The organism is Bacillus sp. m3-13, assembly GCF_000175075.1.
Lineage (GTDB): Bacteria > Bacillota > Bacilli > Bacillales > Bacillaceae_I > Sutcliffiella_A > Sutcliffiella_A horikoshii_C.
The window spans coordinates 1-18105 of sequence record NZ_ACPC01000048.1 but is presented as its reverse complement, the minus strand read 5'-3'; the positions used below and the strand labels follow the sequence as shown (position 1 = coordinate 18105).

Genomic DNA, 18105 nt, shown 5'->3' with positions numbered 1-18105 from the left:
AACTGTTTTCTCATATGATTAGGTGAGGTGAAAATGTATGAGCAATAAAGTGTATACGGATCTACTGGCTTTACTGGGGGTTGGTGGTGCTCATCCTGGAGGGTTGGAGCTTACAAAAACCATCCTTCTAAAAGAAAGTCTTGATGATAAGAAACTACTCGAAATTGGTTGTGGCACGGGACAAACGTCTTTGTTCCTGCATGGTATGAACGTAGATATTACACCCATCGACAATCATCCTTTAATGATTACTAAAGCCAACCATCGATTTACAGAACAACAAGCGGATATAAAGGCCTTACAAATGGATATTGAAAAGACAGAGTTTGTTGAGAGTACTTTTGATTTTATTCTATCTGAATCTGTTTTATCCTTTACTGATACAGTCAAAACGCTACCGGAATTGCATCGATTGCTTAAAGAGGACGGTGTTCTGCTAGCGTTTGAAATGACGAAGAAAGATTCCATGCAACATGAGTTGGAAGACAGAATGAAGCAATTTTATAATATGCCTAATATTTTCAGTAAAATGGAATGGAAAGAAGCTCTTGAACAAGGTGGATTTAAGAAAGTGGAAATCACTCCACTAGCGATAGGAGAATTAGAACCATCTGAACCAGATATCAACCCTACTGAAATAATAGAAGAGAAGTATTTTGAAGTGATGCACCAACATGAAAAGCTGACGTATGAATCACAGAAACATATTGAATTAAGTGTAATACGAGCACAACGTTAAAAAGCTGGAGCTACATTTGTATGCTTCAGCTTTCTTTTGTGACATTTTGATTGTGTTCTATAAAGTCTTCCCTACATACTATGGAAATTCCATTTTTCTTTCCAAACAGGTGCAATTGGTCATACATATTATCAGGTTTAAAATTTATTAAACGGATGGGTAAAAGTTTGTCTGTATAAATGAATGCCCCTCTTGCTGACCATCCTACTCGTTTAAAAACCATTTTTCTTATGTCACTAGCAGTTATTTTTCTAGAGTAAAACGTATGACCTAAAAACAGTATTTCGTACTGCACTATTTTTTCATCCAACTTAACTTCATATCGAATGAAGTAGGAAAACAAGATGATTATGCCAATGGAAAGCTGTACTACTCCCCTTCCGTAATGAGCTTGAAACATTTGATAGGTTCCTTGAATCAACATCAAGGATAAAATAAAGCTGTGAACTGCGGTCGGATACTTTGCTATATAGTGCAATACAACATCTCCCATCAATTTGGATTAGGTTATACTTGGTGTAATGAACTTATTTTCCCACCTTTATCCCATAATTATCCTCTTAATTGTGAAAAGTAGGTAATATCTACAATATATATCATCCCATGCCAACATTTATACAGTGAAATAATTGTATATCCTTGTTACGATATTTTCTAGAGCGTCCGAGAGTTGATGATTATACACAACACAAGGAGGAATTCTTTTAATGAAAAAACTTATTGCAATCTCTACTGCAGCTGTAGCATTATTTGCCGGCACAGGATTTGATGCACTAGCAGCTGGTTCACATAAAGTTCAATCAGGCGATTCGCTTTGGAATATAGGTAAAACGTACGGTGTTTCTGTTAAGGAAATGCAAAAATTAAACAATAAAAACAATCATCTAATTTTCCCTGGGGAAGCTTTACAACTCCCAGAAAAGGTATCTGATCAAGAAAAAGAATTGTTGGCACGTCTTGTACATGCGGAATCTAAAGGGGAGCCGTATGAAGGTAAAGTTGCTGTGGCAACAGTAGTCTTAAATCGTGTTGATAGTGAGCAATTCCCTGACTCTATCAAGGATGTCGTATATGAAACCTCTGCTGGCGGAATTTATCAGTTCTCACCAGTTGGAAATGGTCAAATTGATAAAGCGGCAGATGAAGAAGCATTAAAAGCTGTGGAAGAAGCGATTGCATTCCGCGGTGATGGCAACTACTCTCTTTATTTCTTTAACCCTGACAAAACAAGTGATCAGTGGATTCGTACAAGAAAAGTAACGAAAACCATTGGTAATCACGTATTTGCACAATAATTTTACGTAAAAAGAGGCACCGGATTTATGTCCGGTGCCTCTCTTTATTATAAAGACTTATAATTCTTATGGTTGATAACGGTACGGATAGGTTCGCCAGTATTAGGATTTTTACCGAGTTCAACGATTACTGAGCTATCTCTGACAACGATAACGGTGCCTTTACTACCTTTTTTTGACCCTTTATTAATTTGAATCGTATCTCCAACTTGAACGTTTGTTGCTTTTGTTTCTTCCATGTTCTAACTCCACCTTTATTAATTCTTTATTCTCTTCTATCCTTATTATCCCCAATGGCTGATAAATATCTTTTAATATGTGTAAAAGTTATATCCCTAATTATTGCCGTTTCATTGAAAAGTTGATGGTTACCTCCATCTATAAGAACACACGTAGAATTTGGGTACTTATTAAAAATAAACTTTAAGTTATACCTCCAATTAACTGTCGTGTCTTTATTTCCCTGAATAATAAAAAGGGCTTTCTCACTCCCTGAAAGTTGTTCCGACAAACTGTTGTTCCACCGCTCTAGAGATTGAAGCCATCTAATAGGTAACTTCGTGAATTGAAGAGGATCCTTCTTCACAAGTGCTAAATACTCTTGGTCTGAAGAGTTTTTTCTAAATGTCCGGTTTAAATGAAATTTTTTCTCCCCAATGAGTTTAACACCAAATTTTGAAAATGACCACAAATATGGCTGAATCAAGGGGGCAACCAGAATTACCTTTTCAAATGTGCATGTATACTCGTTCATGTAAGTTAGAATGATAGCAGCACCTGTACTATGTCCCATTATCGACCATCTTTTATGGGTTATTCCTTTTTGTGTGATGTGAGAATGGACGGCATGGAGGACTTGGACATATTCAGAGAAATCATTAATATCTCCCCGGTCTCCTTTTGAGTGACCATGGCCCGGCAAGTCAAACGTAATGACACCGTATCCATCGGAAACTAACGTATGAATAATATTAGTAAGTGCTCCTGAATGATCTAGATAACCGTGAACAATGGTAACTAGTCCCTTATTCTTTTCAGGCAAGAAAGTTTGGATAAATATATCATGTTGATGGCAAGTAATTATTTCACTATTATGTATGAAACCCCATCTTTCTAAACCATAAAAGCTTAAATACTCCTGCTTGTTATACGTTACCATAGCTGACCTCTCTTCGTCCCTAAACCAAGATTACTTATTCTTATCTTACCTTATTTTCGAACAAAAAACCGAATAATTCCCCCCCTCTTGATGAAACATATAGGTAAATATGATGAAAGAGGTGTAGAGAATTGAAAATTAAAGGATTTTTAGTAACTGGCCTAGTCATGACGATGGTGATGACAGGTTGTGGAAATGTAGATGATTATGGTACTGCAAGAAATGACAATCCTGATGACGCACTAAATGTAAATTACGATAACATGGGGCGTTACAATAGGAATGTAAGAAATGGCGACATCAATCCACGAAGAGTGAATGACACAAATGAACCAAGACTTGAAGTGGCGGATGAAGCAACAAAAAATATTACGAATTTAAAAGAGGTAGAATCCTGCAGTGTTCTCGTTACTAATCGAAATGCTTATGTGGCAGCTGTTTTGGAAGGGAAAGGCAAAAAGGATTTAACAAAAGACGTAGAAAAGAAAATAGCAGATCAAGTGCGTAAATCAGACGGTAGTATCCGCAATGTGTATGTGTCAGTAAATCCAGAGTTTGTCGATCGTATGGAAGGTTATACGAATGATATTAGAGAAGGCAGACCTGTTGCTGGAATCTTTGATGAGTTTACAGAAGTAGTGCAACGTTTATTCCCGACTTCTAGGTAATGCAGGAGTAAAAGTAGCATTGTATATAGACAGTAAAAACCCAGATTTAACGGTCTGGGTTTTTATTTTTTATGAATATATTCCATTACTTCAATTGTTCATTCATCCCATGCCAAACATAGTACACGTCATCAGCTAGTTTTGCGGCATCTTGCGAGAACCATCCCGCAAGATCACGAAGTCTTCTTTGCTGTTTCTCCACAGGAACAATCCCCCGGCCCATTTCCAGTATGATTAGAACTATTCCTTTGCTCCTCTTACGTTCCTCCTCTTTCAACTCCAAAAGAAACGAATAAAAAAATTGCCGAATGGAATCATCATCTTGTTCCAATGAAAGAGCATTCATTATCCACTGTTCCCAGCCTTCTAAAACAAGAGGAGTATCTCCCTCCCAATTTAATCTCCAGTCGGTCAAGCTATGTTCATCGTACGCAGAAACCCAGCTTAGGTCCTCAGAATGAAGGGCTCTTACTGTAGATCTTTTCCCGCTGAAGGCACCACCGATAATGAGTTGCACTTCCACTCCCCCTCCCTGTCTACCAATCTTAATAAAAGTCCTCTTCCATGTGTAACAGCAGGTGATTCCCAAAAAGAGTTTGTAGCTTTGAATTTACTAAGGATGTACCGAATCACTCCACCGTGGGTCATTATCAGTATGGTTGCTTTTTCCTTTGAGAGCCTGTCTCTATCCAGCATATCCCAAATAAACGCATCCACCCTTTCTTGGAACATTTGCCCGCTCTCACCAGATGGTGTGCTATGTAATTCCCAATTATCAAGCCATTTCTGGTAACAAGGATCTTCCTTCAAATCTTCGTATTTTTTCCCTTCCCAATCACCAAAATTCATTTCTCTTATTCTCGGCTCAAGGTTTGGAGAATGTCGCAGGTGCAAGTACTCCAACGTCCTTTGACATCTTATCAGGTCGCTTGAATAGATGGCATCGAATGATAGACTTTCAAGCTCTTTTTTTAGTAAACCCAACTCATTTATTCCATCCAGTAGAATATTCTGATCCGTGTGACCAAGATAACGTTTGTCCCTGTTCCAATCGGTTATCCAATGACGAATGAGATATAGATCCACATAACGATCAACCCGCATAGTTCTCCTCCTTCAATGGCCGTCCCCAACAGATCACCATTACTTCCTTTAAAATGTTTCATCATCCAATGGCCATACAACCATGTGAAGAAGAAATAACCAAGCAATAGTACAAGATACTCCGGAAGTAATAGAAACAATGCGGCTATGGGTAAAAATGCCACGACCACATCTCCTCTAGTCAGGTTCTTTTTCCATTCAAAAGCCAGCCCTTGTTGCTGTGCAGTTGGTAAAAGATACATTAGACATACCGCAATGCCTCTTGAACAGGCAAGGATGACCAAGAAACAAATAATATATTGAAAGGATTCATTCAATAGCAAATAAATGAAGACTGCTTTCCATACTATCAGAAATAATAAACTTAAGATTCCAAAGCTACCAACCATCGGGTCTTTCATAATCTCCCACTTTTTCTCAAGTGTTGCATTGGAACCAATTGCATCCGCCACATCCATCCAGCCATCCAGATGCAGGCCTCCTGTGATCCAAATCCATATGGTCAAAATAAGCAGTGCCAGCATCCAAGTTGGCAAAATACCATGCAAAAGGGATACAGTTAAAACTAAAATCCCCCCCAATAACATACCTGTCAGCGGATAACATCTAAGTGCCCACCTACTAGTTTCCTTGTTCCAAGGGCACTCCACAGGCACAGGAATCCTGGTTAAGAATTGGAGAGATAAGCATAAACCAAACAAGCTATTTTTCACAATGACACCCCTCTTCCTTTCCAATACTTTGGAATACCAGCCCTTACCTGTACCGCCACTTCAGCTTGTTCAACGATATGTTGATGAAGTAACTCCAACATACATACATAGGAGCGGACCGTTTTATTACGGGATGAAGGTTCTTCGTTCAAATCATTGGAAACAATTATTAGAGTCAACCCTTTCTTCCTTGCAAGAGTCACCCACTCTTCCACTGCTGTAATTACTTCTTCTTTTTTCCGGGCGATTCCATCAAATAGCATGTTACTAAGCCAGATTGTCAGGCAATCCAAGAGGATCACATCGCCTTTACGTGCTTGCGTTATACTTCTGCCCACCTCAACCGGTACCTCTTCCACCATCCACTCTTCACCACGCTGTGCCTGATGCATCGCTATTCGCCACTCCATTTCTTTATCACTCTTTTGGGAGGTAGCCAAATAAACGAGACGAGTGGAGGGATTTTTATTATGAAGAGATAGAGCCAGCTTTTCCGCAAAGCTACTCTTCCCTGATCGAGCCCCTCCGGAGACAAAAATGATCAATCTAACTCCCTCCACTTTTTTAGAATCGAAAGCAATTTATCATTCTCTTCATCCGAACGTATGGCTAGCCTTAAGTGGCTTCCTTCCAACCCTTTAAAATTATGTGTATGCCTTGCCAAAATGCCGTGTTGGAACAAGAACGTGAAAAGCGTCTCCGTTTTTTCCGGACTCCTATTATCCTGAAGTAGATAGAAATTGACTGATGTGTTAGATAGATAGAAGTCATACCTTTCTGCAAAGGTTCGCAACTTCCTTGTCTGTCCGTCAAGCCAACTGAAAGTCTGCTCCACAAAGTCTTGATCCCTTAATAAAAGCGGAGCAATAGCACTTGCCAAAGCATTCACACTCCAAGGTACCTGGAAGCTTTTCATTTCATTTATAACTGCTTCGCTAGCCATCATATAACCTAACCGAAGGCCTGGTATCGTGTACATTTTTGTCAGTGACCGGAGTAAAATCAGATTAGGATATTCTTTTAGCAACGGAGTCAACGACTCGGATGGAACAAAATCAGCGAACGCTTCATCTATAACTAGGAAGGTATGATTATGAAGCCCCTGTTCCAGTAACATTTTTATCTCTGCTTTCGGAATAACCACTCCAGTTGGATTGTTAGGACGACATAGGAAGAAGACATCCAACTCTGGAAGTGCTTCAAGCAGCTGATTCATCGGCAGCCGAAAATCCTCCATAGGCGATGTTAAAAAGTCTGTCACCTGTAGATGATAATGCCTACATGCCCGTTCATATTCCGAAAAAGCAGGATGCACGATCCCAGCCCTTTTCCTTTCAAAATATTTAGCCGCAAGAAAAATAGCTTCCGCCCCCCCATTGGTAAGAAGCATTTCCTCCTTATGAATCCTTTCCATACATGCCAATGCACTAGTGCTAAACGTATAGTTCGGATCAGGATAACACAACAACTTCTTCCACTGCTCTTCCAACTCACCCTGCAACCATTCAGGTGGTCCCAATGGATTAAGATTCGCACTAAAGTCTAAGACTTCTTGCTCTTCTGCTTGCAAAAGCTTCTTCATCAAATCTGGCTGACCGCCGTGTTCTGGCCAATTCATCCTTAACCCTCATTTCTGTCCCAGTAAAAATAGTAATAGAATTTCTAGTCCTAGAAATACGCCCCAACCACCATGCATGTATAAAATGGATTTTGGGATATCATCTGCCACTAGCTTTCTATGAAAATCCCCCATCGTTTTCCTGTTAGATTTAATCCCTTTATAATAATTCACACCACCTAGCTGGATCCCCATTAACCCTGCCGTCATCGCTTCCGGCCATCCGCTATTGGGGCTGGGGTGTTTCCTTGCATCCCGCATGGTAATGGTCCAACCGGCTTTTCCATTAGATCCTTTGATAAAAATAGAAGATATCCAGATGGACAAAGCTGTCAATCTGGCCGGGATAAAGTTAGCAACATCATCCAGCCTGGCAGAGGCCCACCCGAAATCCAGAAATCTTTCATTCTTATACCCTACCATTGAATCCAAGGTATTGATGGCTCGGTATGCCATGGCAAGAGGGGCTCCACCAAGCATTGCCCAGAACAAAGGGGCGGTAATGCCGTCTACTGTATTCTCTGCTATGGTTTCCACTGTACCCCTGACAACTTCACTCTCTGACAAGTCCTCTGTATCTCTCCCCACAATCATGCTAAGGGCCATCCTAGCCTCTTTCAGCTTTCCACATAGAAGCGGGATCAAGACACTTTTCCCTGCATCTGATAATCCCTTGATGGCGATGGTTGTCCATATAAAGTAGACCTCCATCAGCACACCTGCATAAAAATGCATCTTATAGGATAGTGCTACGATAAAGAATACAAAGCAATAAACAATGAGGACCACGCTTAAAGCTAGAAGTACGCCCTTCCATCTTCGCTTCCGCCCTTTGTTCAAGGACCTCTCCAAGAAGGAGATAAGTTTCCCCATCTGTACCACAGGATGTGGCAACCAGCGCGGATCGCCCAGGAGCACATCCAACACTATGGCTGCAACCAAAATAAAAATACTTATATAGAAAACATCAGCTATCATATTTTCTTACCTATTCTTTTTTGGTATTTCTGTATGGCTTTTGTTACCCCTTCATAGACAAGATGTCCAATTCCTTTACCTATAATGGTTCCGGATCCAGCATAAGGTGTCTTTTCCCCTTGTTGGGTGACAGCCAGAACCATGGCATCGGTGGAAGTCCCTGTTGCAATGGTGCCGGTCTTCGGATCTTGCACCTTTAAATCATGGAGCGCCTTTACTTTTGCCTCGGTGGCTGACATCATTGCATTGACCAGCCCACCATCCGTTAAATGTGCTTCAACAAAAAGCATGATGTTAATGGTCCCAATAGTCACTGGCGTCTGACACAGCTCCGTACTTGTGATATCAACCGCATTGCCAACCCCTGCTGTAACCACTGCCATGAACTCCATTGCCTCGATTTCCTTCTTGCTTATCACAACATCCGAAAGATTGACCGCCGTCATCATCCCGACTGACTGTTCAGTCGGGATTTCCATTTGACGCAACCATTTTTGGATATCTTTTTGAGGATGATCACAGTAATAATCCTTATCTACATGAAAGTTGCAGAAATGTTTCTGCCATTGGATCCCTTCGCCAATCACTCCATTGGAGATGGTTCGTAACGGCTTGTTTGATTGGACATGAACGCATCTTTCATCCATGTCAACTACGAGATTAGCCAAGCCATGAACTTCATTCTTCACTTCCAAGTTTGGGGTCATTAAAAGTTGAGGTTTAGGGACAACTGGATGTGGTCCTGCTTTGATTAGCACATCATATACTCTTTCAAGTTGTTCCTCTTTTCGGAGTGTGTCGGAGTCCCCCACCTCCAGAAACCTTCCATTATGTAAAAGTGCCAAACGATCTGCATACAAGGATGCCACATTCAAATCATGCAGGATGGCAAAGACAGTTAAGCCTTTCGTATGCTGCCATTCTTTGATAAGGTCCAACATCTGGAAGGTGTGCTTAATATCAAGATGGTTGGTCGGCTCATCCAACAGGAGGATTTCCGGTTCCTGAGCAAGGGATTTTGCAAGAAGTACCCGCTGCTTCTCTCCTCCGCTCAATTTGCGGAACTGCTTATTTTTGTGCACGGTCACCCCGGTAATATCCATCACCTGCTGCATGATTTCCTTATCTTCTTTTGTAAGGCTCTTAAGAAATCCTTTTTGGTGTGGGTACCGTCCAAGACTAATGATTTCTTCGACAGTATAATCAAATGAAACCTGTAGTTCCTGTGTAAGCACCGCGATTTTTTTAGCCTTTTCCAACTTTGTAAAGGAGGAGAGCTGCCTCCCTGAAAGTAACAGTTCCCCATCTACCACCGGAAGCTGTCCTGTCACAAGTTTGAATAGGGTGGTCTTCCCACTCCCGTTCGGCCCAAGCAACGCGAAGAATTCCCCTTTATTAATTGTCAGATTCACTCCTCTTATAATCGGCTTTTCCGGTCGATAGCCACCAACAAGCAGCTTTAGTTCAATCATTTCCTTTCCCCTTCCCAATCCTTTCTCTGATAAGAAGACCAGCAAATACTGGCGCACCAATCAAAGCGGTAATAACACCTATCGGCAGTTCTTTTGGTGCAATGATGGTTCTTGCCAGTAAATCTGCCAATACCAGAAACCCCCCGCCTATAAGCATAGAAAAAGGAAGCACATGACGATGATTCGGCCCAGTCAATAGCCTCACCAAATGAGGAATCACAAGCCCCACAAACCCGATGGACCCAGACACGGCAACAGCGGAACCTGTCAGAAGAGAAGCACCAAATAAGATGAGTATTTTTCCTCGTTTCACATTTACTCCGATATGGTCTGCCGCTTCTTCCCCCAGCGCCATTGCATTCAATTCACGATAATGTAGAAACAAAAGGATGGAACCAGCCAACATAAACGGGAAAATAAGTTGTACATGCCCCCAACTTCTCATCCCCACACTTCCGTATAGCCAATAAATGATTTGGGTCATTGCTTCTTTATCACCAAGGGCAATGATCAATGAAATGATGGAGCTGATAAAAGCGCTGATGATGATTCCCGCCAGGATGATGGTTTCGATCGCCAGCCCCCGGCTGCTCAACCTGACTAGTCCGAACACAAGGAGCAAGCATAGCAGTCCACTGACAATAGCTACAACAGGAAGGGTGTAATTACCCAGCCCGATGATGGTAATATTGAAAAAAAGCACGGCAACTGCCCCCAATGCAGCTCCGGAGGAAACCCCGATGGTGTAGGGATCAGCAAGGGGATTCCTTAACAATCCCTGAAAAGCTGCGCCGGCAAGCGCAAGGGATGCGCCGACAAACATGGCAAGCAACACACGAGGAAAGCGGATATTCCAAATGATCATTTCTTCATTCTTCGGTATGTCAGGTAGCCAGCCCATCCCAAGTGTATTTTCCGTCAAGATATGCAAGATGGTTGGAATCGGGATGGAGACACTGCTGTTCAATAAACCAAGGAGGGCTGCACCAACTACAAACCCTCCGCTACTAAGATATAACCAAAATAGCCTATTACTCAAAAATCTCCGGATAGATAAGTTTCGCAAGGTGCTCCACCCCTTCAATCAAGCGAGGTCCTGGTCTTGTTACCGTATCACTGTCCACATCATGGACATTTCCATCTTTGATCGCAGGAACTTCCCCCCACCCAGACCGGGCCATGACTCCCTCTTTTGGGTTGTCCACATAATAGCCATAGGTAGTGATGATCACATCTGGATTTAACTGAACAATTTCCTCTTCCGTCAGTTTTACCCAGCCTTCCTGATTGCCGGCAGCATTTTCAGCTTGAATGGATTCCAGCATTTCATGCATGAATGTCCCTTGACCTGTCGTGAAAATATCCGGAGCAGGAGAAACCTCCACCCAGACTTTTTTCTTTTCAGTTACTTGCTTGGCTTTTTCTTGCACTGCGAGTAGTCGTTCCTTCATATTGGCAACCAATTCTTCCGCCTTTACTGTTGTACCCGTTGCTTTTCCAATCATTTCGATCGTTTCATAAACATCCGCAAACGAGGACTCGCTGCCAATGACTATGACACTTATTCCCGCTTCCTCATATTGTTTGAGGATGGCATCATGGTTCTGATGATGATAATCCGTTACAAAAATCACATCAGGCATTAGTGTCAAAATCATTTCCGCATTCATGTCCTGGCCGCCAACCTTTTCCACATCTGCGGTTTCCGCTGGATAGTTACAATAATCGGACACACCGATCATTTTGTCTCCAAGACCAAGCGCATAAGCAATTTCCGTATTGCTAGGTTGCATGGAGATGATGCTTTCAGGCTCTTTTTCAATGGTGATTTCCTGACCTGAATCGTCCGTTATGGTGATAGGAAAGGCAGAGTTCTGTGATTGCTCCTCACTGCTTTTATTTTCATCGATTGCTGCATCATTTACATTTCCGTTTGTTTCCTTAGAGATTGACCCACATCCTGTTAAAATTCCCACGATTAAAATAAAAACAAGACCGATAATCCCCCATTTTTGTTTTATTTGTTCCATCTTTTTTTCTTCCTCTACTTTTTTCTAGTTGATATTTTTAGATTTTTTCTGCTACCCCTGCCGACTCAAAAGTCGCCATCTCTTTAACAATATTTGTAGCTGCCTCTAGAATTGGAAAGGCAAGAGCCGCTCCAGATCCTTCCCCAAGCCGGAGACCGAGATTCAAAATGGGCTTTTTATCTAGTAGCATGATAGCATGCTTATGACCTGCTTCCATGGAATGATGACCGATGAAAAGGTATCCATTTACTTCAGGGTATAGTTTCTTCGCAATCAGTGCAGCAACGGTGCTGATGAAACCATCCACAAGTACAGGGATTTTATGTTCCGCTGCCGATAAAATGGCCCCAACCATTCCGGCAATCTCAAGTCCCCCTACCTTTGATAGAGTATCGATTGGATCGGTTGGGTCAGGATTCCGTTCCTGGAGCGATTGACGAATGACTTGTTGTTTCCTTTTCAATTGGTCAACACTTATTCCAGTTCCAGTCCCAATGACCTCCTCTACACCCAAACCGCTTAAGGCTGAAAGGATAGCACTGCTGCTCGTGGTGTTCCCAATTCCCATTTCCCCAATGATCAGACATTTCGCCCCGTTCTCGATGACACTTGTTGCCATGTCGCTTCCCACTTCAATCGCCTGCCATGTCTCCTCCCTAGTCATGGCGTCCCCCTTCAGGAAGTTTGCGGTCCCATGACGGATTTTTTTCATATGAAGTCCTACCCTGTCCACATCTGCCGCCACCCCTATGTCGACAATTTCAACTTTTGCCTTGATTTGCTTCCCCAATACATTTATGGCTGCTCCACCATCAAGGAAATTGTGAACCATCTGCACAGTCACTTCCTGAGGGTATGCCGACACTCCCTCCGAAGCGACTCCATGATCAGCAGCAAATACAATGATTCCTGGAGGTGTCACCTCTGGAAAATCCTTCCCTGTAATCTGCGCAAGCTGGATGGCTATTTCCTCCACAGCCCCTAAACTTCCTTGAGGCTTAGTCAAGGAGTTTACATATTCCTGCATCTTCGCACCTTGCATCAGGTTGATGGGATTTATTGCAAACACTTTCTCCAATCGCTTCCCCTACTTTCTTTTTGTTTAACCTCTGAAATTCAACCATCTTTTCCTTAATCTTTTCCATAGCAAGATGCCTGCTCACAACATCTGCCAATCTATCAAAAGACTCTTCTCTTTTTCTCTCAAAAGAGGATCTGTTTGTAATCGGAGACAGCCCTTTCTTCCGCCGTAATGTGTTCAACAGTCCCTCTCTGAATCTGTCATTATGAAAGAGACCATGGAAGTATGTACCGATTATATTTTCCATTTGAACTCCATCTGTTCGGTCTGCTAACACAACAAAATGCATGATATCTTCTCTTTCATGGACGGTAGTTACTCCCATGTGGATTTCATAACCTTTTAGTGACAAGTGCTTTCCCTCAACCTCCACCATCCCCTCTGAAAGAACCGTTTTCTTCTCCTTTGTCAGGTGCGTTTTCATGGGGATGAGATGAAGACCGGAAATCACTTTTAGCGAAGATTCCACCTCATATTCATCCACAACTTCCTCACCAAGCATTTGATAACCCCCACAAATCCCGATTAATTGTGTCCTTTGATCTGCCAGCGACTGAATCAGGTTCCCTAGACCACTTTCATGTAAGAATTGCAGATCTCCTAACGTATTTTTGCTACCTGGGAGAATGACCAAGTCCGGTTTTCCGAGTTCTTCCGCCTTTTGCACATACCTCACATGGCAATCCTCCTCAGAAAAGAGTGGGTCCATATCAGTAAAGTTCGAGATATACGGGAAGCGGATCACTGCAATATCCAAGTCTTTCGTATCATCTTTATCTTTGGAAAAGCTATCAAGGACTACGGAGTCCTCTGCTTCAATATGTAAGCCAGTTACGTAAGGAATCACACCTAATACGGGTATGCCGGTGTATGCTTCAAACCATTCCAACCCAGGTTCGAGGAGGGTTATATCTCCCCTGAATTTATTGATGACAACGCCTATGACTCTTTTGCGGTCCTCCTCTTCTAAGAGTTGCAAAGTACCGACAAGGCTTGCAAATACGCCACCCTTTTCTATATCACCTACCAGAATAACTGGAGCATTGGTCAACCTGGCAATCCGCATATTCACAAGCTCTCGATCATTGAGGTTGACTTCGGCAGGACTCCCTGCACCTTCTATCACAAGAATCTCGTATTCCCTTTGAAGGCGAAGATAGCTCTCTGTTATGAGTTGCAAACCTTTTCCGTAAAATTCTTGCCGATATTCACCTGCCTTCATATTTTGAAATAGTTTGCCATGCACCACAATTTGCGATTGATAGTCGCCGGTAGGCTTAATCAAAATAGGATTCATGTCAGTGGTCGCCACCACACCAGCTGCTTCCGCCTGAACGCCCTGTGCCCTGCCTATTTCCTTTCCATCCATCGTAATATAGGAATTTAGCGCCATGTTCTGCGATTTGAACGGTGCGGTTTTATAACCTTCTCTTGAAAATATCCGGCACAATGCAGTTACGACAGCGCTTTTTCCCGCATCGGAATGCGTTCCTTGGATCATCAGTGGCGTCCCTTTAAACATGCAGTTTTACCTCCAGACATCTTTGAATCCAGTTTTCCACGACCCTTGGATTGGAGCCAAAATGAATATGCGTATAACCAGCGATTAAGTTTTTAGTAACATAGCCGTCTGTCCCTATTCCTCTCATTCCTTTTGTTTCGAAGGCAGCGGGTAGCTCTGATTCCTGATGAAAGGTGGAATAGTGAAACTCATGCCCCCTTGCCACCTCTCCCTCCTTCAAGAGAAAATTTCCGTTTAGCCCTTTGATCTCCCTGTAACCAAGGGCAGCGAGCCTGGTTTGCATATGCACAATACCAGGAATGATCCCTACCATTGGATAAGTCTCTCTTCCTGCAGTCACAATTTCCTTGCATAAATACATATAGCCTCCACATTCCGCAAAGGTTGGAATTTCCCTTTTCACAACTGCCTGATAGATGCTATTCATGCTTTTGGTATTAGTTGAAAGTCTTGGTGCAAATTCCTCCGGGAAGCCTCCGCCAAGATAGACACCATCCACATCACTCGGGACCACTTCATTTTCCAAGGGAGAGAAATAGACTAACTCCGCCCCTCTGTTTTGCAAAAGCTCCAAGTTCTCTTCGTAATAAAAATGGAAAGCAGCATCATAGGCCACAGCTATTCGAACTTTTTTATTTGGATTTGAAGAAAAAATGGATAGTTTGTTTATGATTGGAAGCTCTGAAGCTACTTCCGCCAGCTCATATAAGTGATCTAAACCCACCGTGTTTGCCACACGCTCACCCAAAGCATGAAAAAAACCTTCAAGTTCTCCTCGTTCAATAGATGGAACAAGGCCTAAATGTCTCTCAGGCATCTCAATTTCTGATTCTCTTGTTAGATATCCGAGTACGGGAATCTGACACTCAGATTCAACTGCAGCCTTTACTAAGTGAAAGTGTCCTTCGGTTCCTACTTTATTCGCGATTACACCAACAATGTTCACTTGGTCAGATAGTATCTGATACCCTTTGACCATTGCAGCCGCACTCCTAGCCATTCCGGAGCAATCCACCACAAGCACGACAGGACTTCCGGTGAGGATGCTAATTTCTGCACTGCTTCCCTCATTTGAAAGGGGATCCTTCCCATCATAAAAGCCCATCACCCCTTCTATGATGGAAATATCAGCACCCTCACTTCCCCGCACCAATACTTCTTTCACACAATCAGATGAAAGCATCCAACTGTCCAGATTCCTCGATTTCCTGCCTGTCACCGCCGTGTGGTAAGAGGTATCGATATAATCCGGACCACATTTAAATCCTTGTACATGAAGACCTTTTTCCCTCATAGCAGCCATCAAGCCGATGGTGATGGTTGTTTTACCTACCCCACTCCCTGTTCCTGCTATGAGAATTCTTCTTCTACCCATTTCCTTCCCACCTTCCTCTTAAAATTCCACCCCTTTTACTGCCGGGATCCCCTTATCGTAATAATGCTTTTCCGCGTGGACGACTGAGACCAAATCTGCTGCAACTTGAACTTGTTCGGATGCATTTCTTCCAGTTATAACAAGATGAACGTGATCAGGCTTGTTCTTGATAAGTTCCAAGACCTCTGTTAATGGTAGAACATCATCCACCGGAAAACCTTGAATCGATAAAGCGTTATTCAGTTCATCCAACACTACTATGTCATAATCCCCACTCATGACAGCTTCTTTCGCTTTTGGCCAACCGATGCGAAGTGCTTCACGATGCTCTTCAGGAGTCTTTGTCCACGTGAAGCCAATCCCCAGTTGCTCCATCTCGACTCCTAATTTACTCAGGGAAATCTGTTCACCGTATGTACGATTAGGTGATTTGATAAACTGATAGATCTTCACCTTCATCCCCCTGCCTACCGCGCGAACCGCCAGACCAATCGCTGAAGTTGTTTTGCCTTTTCCATCTCCGGTGTACACCAGTGTCAATCCTTTTTGTTTTGCTTTCCCACTCATAGAACATGCCTCCTGTTTTTTTTTCCAATAAAAAAACGCCTTTCTGCTAATAGCAAAAAGACGTTTAAAGGGCCATCCAATTCAGCCACTTAAAAGCTCTTACAAAGAATCGCTTATAAATGTGAAAACTGAATAAAAATAAATGAATGTCACTTTAAGCATTCTTTCCTCGCAGAATCCTTAAAAACAAATAGGCAGGTCTCCTGACTTGCGTTTCAAGCACATTGCCGACCCTTCCCATGCTTTTGCACAGTGGATATCTTCGGCAATATTCAACGCTTACAGTGGCGGGGTCCGTGCTGGATTTTCACCAGCTTCCCTTTTAACCTTTCTTCACAAAGGCACCTAAATGTTGTATCGTATCAAATAAAATATGAAATTGTAATTTATTGTTTTAATAAAAAGAGCTTAAATTAACAACGAATTTATTGTAGCCTATTTTCTTTCAAATGTCTTTAATAAATTTTTGGGCTTTTTGAAAAAGTATAATAACTCCATAAAATAAGACCAACTGCGACCTGGTGCATAAACAATTATGCAGTGTCCTCTACATTTGATAAAACTTATTACATCTGGCTCAGCTTATGTTTTTAGGGGAAAGTATTTTTCACCAATTGCCCCTAGATTGTTGAAGAAACAATTCCATCAGTTACTAATTAGTATTTTAATCTCATCTTTATTTTCTTCAACTAAATCATTGAGGTGCTTATTTGCTTGTTCATCATACTTTTCATAATCATCACTTGGTTCACCTAATACTTTTTGTATATAGGCATTAACATAAGCAACCGTTTCAGTTGTTATCTCCATGTACTTTTTGTAATACGCTTCTGGTGCTAGTCCAAGTTTTGCAGCTTGTGGTTCAACAAACTTACGAATTGAATTTGCAGCCTCTGTATCTATATCTTCAGGTGGATAATCCTCCAATGCCTTTATCGTTTCATTTATTTCTTTTGACACATCGATATTCATTTTCTTCGCTTCTTCTATTACTAATTTTGCTTTTATTGTCCCGTCCAACATATTAAATATTTCTTCATCAGGATACAAAAACCGTAATTCACCAATTGTTATATCTTCTCCTTTAACTATCGCAGCAACGTCTTCATCATTATATTTGGGTGAATTCGAGCACCCTGATAAGAAAATTAAATATATAACTATAATAGAACAAAAGATTTTATACATAATTTTTACACCTCTCTTCAAAACCACAACTTAGTAATATTAGTTACGAATAATCTTAAACAAAGTTTCGTTCCTCCTTTATCCTGCCCAATTCCTATGTAAGGAGCAACCCATTGTGCTGCAATCGCTCTTATATAGCTTAGCAATCAGGTATTTAAAACTTTTCTTTTTTTAAACGATAATACAAGTGCCATAACAAATAAAATTACAGAAATGAGAATTGTTGTTCCCGAACCAATAGGTGTTAAAACCCCTAAAATCAATATTATTATTCCAAATATAATCATGCTGGCAACCAATATAACTCCTCCTTCTTCAAATTTACTTTATATCATCGTGCAGTTACTCTTGCTATTGAACAATCGCCATAGATTGTTGAACAATCATTTATTTCTCTTCTCCGAGTAAAGAATACACGTTACCATTTTTTACGGAAAACGCTCCTATAACCTCTCCATCGCTCATCATAACGGTGACTGATATACGACCTACTAATACATCACTTAATGGATGATTGCTTACATAGAAAAACTCGTGGTGAATTTCTTTATCTATATAGAACTCTTGATCATGCTGTTGTACTGATAAAAAGTTAG

At 41.6% G+C, this 18105-nt stretch carries 22 protein-coding genes and 1 riboswitch; of the genes, 3 read left to right on the top strand and 19 right to left on the bottom strand.

Going from position 1 to position 18105, the window contains the following annotated elements:
• Positions 1–37: 37 nt before the first annotated feature.
• Positions 38–739, top strand: coding sequence for a class I SAM-dependent methyltransferase (locus M313_RS24175; protein WP_010199384.1), 702 nt, complete (start codon positions 38–40; stop codon positions 737–739).
• Between the two features lie 25 nt (positions 740–764).
• Here M313_RS24175 and M313_RS0119785 read toward each other — a convergent pair whose 3' ends face one another.
• Positions 765–1217, bottom strand: a complete 453-nt coding sequence (locus M313_RS0119785; protein ID WP_010199382.1) for a hypothetical protein — start codon at positions 1215–1217, stop codon at positions 765–767.
• 229 nt (positions 1218–1446) lie between these two features.
• On the opposite strand from M313_RS0119785, the gene M313_RS0119780 reads away from it, so the two are divergent.
• Positions 1447–2034 (top strand): cell wall hydrolase, encoded by a 588-nt coding sequence (locus tag M313_RS0119780; RefSeq protein WP_010199380.1) that lies wholly within the window; start codon positions 1447–1449, stop codon positions 2032–2034.
• A 47-nt stretch (positions 2035–2081) separates the two neighbouring features.
• On the opposite strand, the gene M313_RS0119775 is transcribed toward M313_RS0119780, so the two are convergent.
• Both M313_RS0119775 and M313_RS0119770 read right to left on the bottom strand, forming a co-directional pair.
• Positions 2082–2273 carry a DUF2187 family protein gene (locus M313_RS0119775; protein ID WP_010199378.1) on the bottom strand — a complete coding sequence of 64 codons (192 nt, stop codon included), beginning with the start codon at positions 2271–2273 and terminating at the stop codon, positions 2082–2084.
• Positions 2274–2299: 26 nt separating this feature from the next.
• Positions 2300–3193: an alpha/beta hydrolase gene (locus M313_RS0119770; protein ID WP_010199376.1), complete on the bottom strand. Its 894-nt coding sequence runs from the start codon at positions 3191–3193 to the stop codon at positions 2300–2302.
• Positions 3194–3324: 131 nt separating this feature from the next.
• Here M313_RS0119770 and M313_RS0119765 point away from each other — a divergent pair, with 131 nt between their 5' ends.
• Positions 3325–3861: a YhcN/YlaJ family sporulation lipoprotein gene (locus M313_RS0119765; protein ID WP_010199374.1), complete on the top strand. Its 537-nt coding sequence runs from the start codon at positions 3325–3327 to the stop codon at positions 3859–3861.
• Positions 3862–3946: 85 nt separating this feature from the next.
• Here the strand turns inward: M313_RS0119765 and M313_RS0119760 are convergent, their stop codons facing one another.
• The 16 genes from M313_RS0119760 to M313_RS0119685 form a co-directional block, all read right to left on the bottom strand.
• A complete protein-coding gene (locus M313_RS0119760; RefSeq protein WP_010199372.1) occupies positions 3947–4378 on the bottom strand; it encodes a bifunctional adenosylcobinamide kinase/adenosylcobinamide-phosphate guanylyltransferase in 432 nt (143 codons plus the stop codon).
• Positions 4330–4965: a histidine phosphatase family protein gene (locus M313_RS0119755; RefSeq protein ID WP_029326610.1), complete on the bottom strand. Its 636-nt coding sequence runs from the start codon at positions 4963–4965 to the stop codon at positions 4330–4332. The genes M313_RS0119760 and M313_RS0119755 overlap by 49 nt, the downstream gene beginning before the upstream one ends.
• Positions 4917–5678: an adenosylcobinamide-GDP ribazoletransferase gene (gene cobS, locus M313_RS0119750; RefSeq protein ID WP_010199367.1), complete on the bottom strand. Its 762-nt coding sequence runs from the start codon at positions 5676–5678 to the stop codon at positions 4917–4919. Before cobS ends, M313_RS0119755 begins: the two co-directional genes overlap by 49 nt.
• On the bottom strand, positions 5675–6223 hold the full coding sequence (locus M313_RS0119745) for a bifunctional adenosylcobinamide kinase/adenosylcobinamide-phosphate guanylyltransferase (protein WP_010199364.1): 549 nt from the start codon (positions 6221–6223) through the stop codon (positions 5675–5677). Before M313_RS0119745 ends, cobS begins: the two co-directional genes overlap by 4 nt.
• Positions 6220–7296, bottom strand: a complete 1077-nt coding sequence (gene cobD, locus M313_RS0119740) for a threonine-phosphate decarboxylase CobD (RefSeq protein WP_010199362.1) — start codon at positions 7294–7296, stop codon at positions 6220–6222. Before cobD ends, M313_RS0119745 begins: the two co-directional genes overlap by 4 nt.
• Positions 7297–7305: 9 nt before the next feature.
• The gene (gene cbiB / locus M313_RS0119735) at positions 7306–8274 is read right to left on the bottom strand and encodes an adenosylcobinamide-phosphate synthase CbiB (protein WP_010199360.1); all 969 of its coding nucleotides are present in this window, start codon (positions 8272–8274) and stop codon (positions 7306–7308) included.
• Positions 8271–9746: an adenosylcobinamide amidohydrolase gene (locus M313_RS0119730; protein ID WP_010199358.1), complete on the bottom strand. Its 1476-nt coding sequence runs from the start codon at positions 9744–9746 to the stop codon at positions 8271–8273. Before M313_RS0119730 ends, cbiB begins: the two co-directional genes overlap by 4 nt.
• Positions 9739–10812: a FecCD family ABC transporter permease gene (locus M313_RS0119725; protein ID WP_010199356.1), complete on the bottom strand. Its 1074-nt coding sequence runs from the start codon at positions 10810–10812 to the stop codon at positions 9739–9741. Before M313_RS0119725 ends, M313_RS0119730 begins: the two co-directional genes overlap by 8 nt.
• Positions 10778–11776, bottom strand: coding sequence for an ABC transporter substrate-binding protein (locus M313_RS0119720; RefSeq protein WP_010199354.1), 999 nt, complete (start codon positions 11774–11776; stop codon positions 10778–10780). The genes M313_RS0119725 and M313_RS0119720 overlap by 35 nt, the downstream gene beginning before the upstream one ends.
• 37 nt (positions 11777–11813) lie before the next feature.
• Positions 11814–12854, bottom strand: coding sequence for a nicotinate-nucleotide--dimethylbenzimidazole phosphoribosyltransferase (gene cobT, locus M313_RS0119715; protein ID WP_010199352.1), 1041 nt, complete (start codon positions 12852–12854; stop codon positions 11814–11816).
• The gene (locus M313_RS0119710) at positions 12775–14379 is read right to left on the bottom strand and encodes a cobyric acid synthase (RefSeq protein ID WP_010199350.1); all 1605 of its coding nucleotides are present in this window, start codon (positions 14377–14379) and stop codon (positions 12775–12777) included. The genes cobT and M313_RS0119710 overlap by 80 nt, the downstream gene beginning before the upstream one ends.
• Complete coding sequence (locus tag M313_RS0119705) at positions 14372–15754, bottom strand: cobyrinic acid a,c-diamide synthase CobB (protein ID WP_010199348.1); 1383 nt, start codon at positions 15752–15754, stop codon at positions 14372–14374. Before M313_RS0119705 ends, M313_RS0119710 begins: the two co-directional genes overlap by 8 nt.
• Positions 15755–15772: 18 nt before the next feature.
• Entirely contained in the window at positions 15773–16321 is a 549-nt protein-coding gene (locus tag M313_RS0119700) for a cob(I)yrinic acid a,c-diamide adenosyltransferase (protein WP_010199347.1), read from the bottom strand.
• A gap of 176 nt (positions 16322–16497) precedes the next feature.
• Positions 16498–16685: riboswitch (cobalamin riboswitch) on the bottom strand.
• Between the two features lie 281 nt (positions 16686–16966).
• Positions 16967–17509, bottom strand: coding sequence for a SurA N-terminal domain-containing protein (locus tag M313_RS0119695; protein ID WP_010199346.1), 543 nt, complete (start codon positions 17507–17509; stop codon positions 16967–16969).
• A gap of 146 nt (positions 17510–17655) precedes the next feature.
• Positions 17656–17808: a hypothetical protein gene (locus M313_RS25980; RefSeq protein WP_010199345.1), complete on the bottom strand. Its 153-nt coding sequence runs from the start codon at positions 17806–17808 to the stop codon at positions 17656–17658.
• 88 nt (positions 17809–17896) lie between these two features.
• On the bottom strand, positions 17897–18105 hold a 209-nt coding region (locus M313_RS0119685), incomplete at its 5' end, for a hypothetical protein (RefSeq protein WP_010199343.1).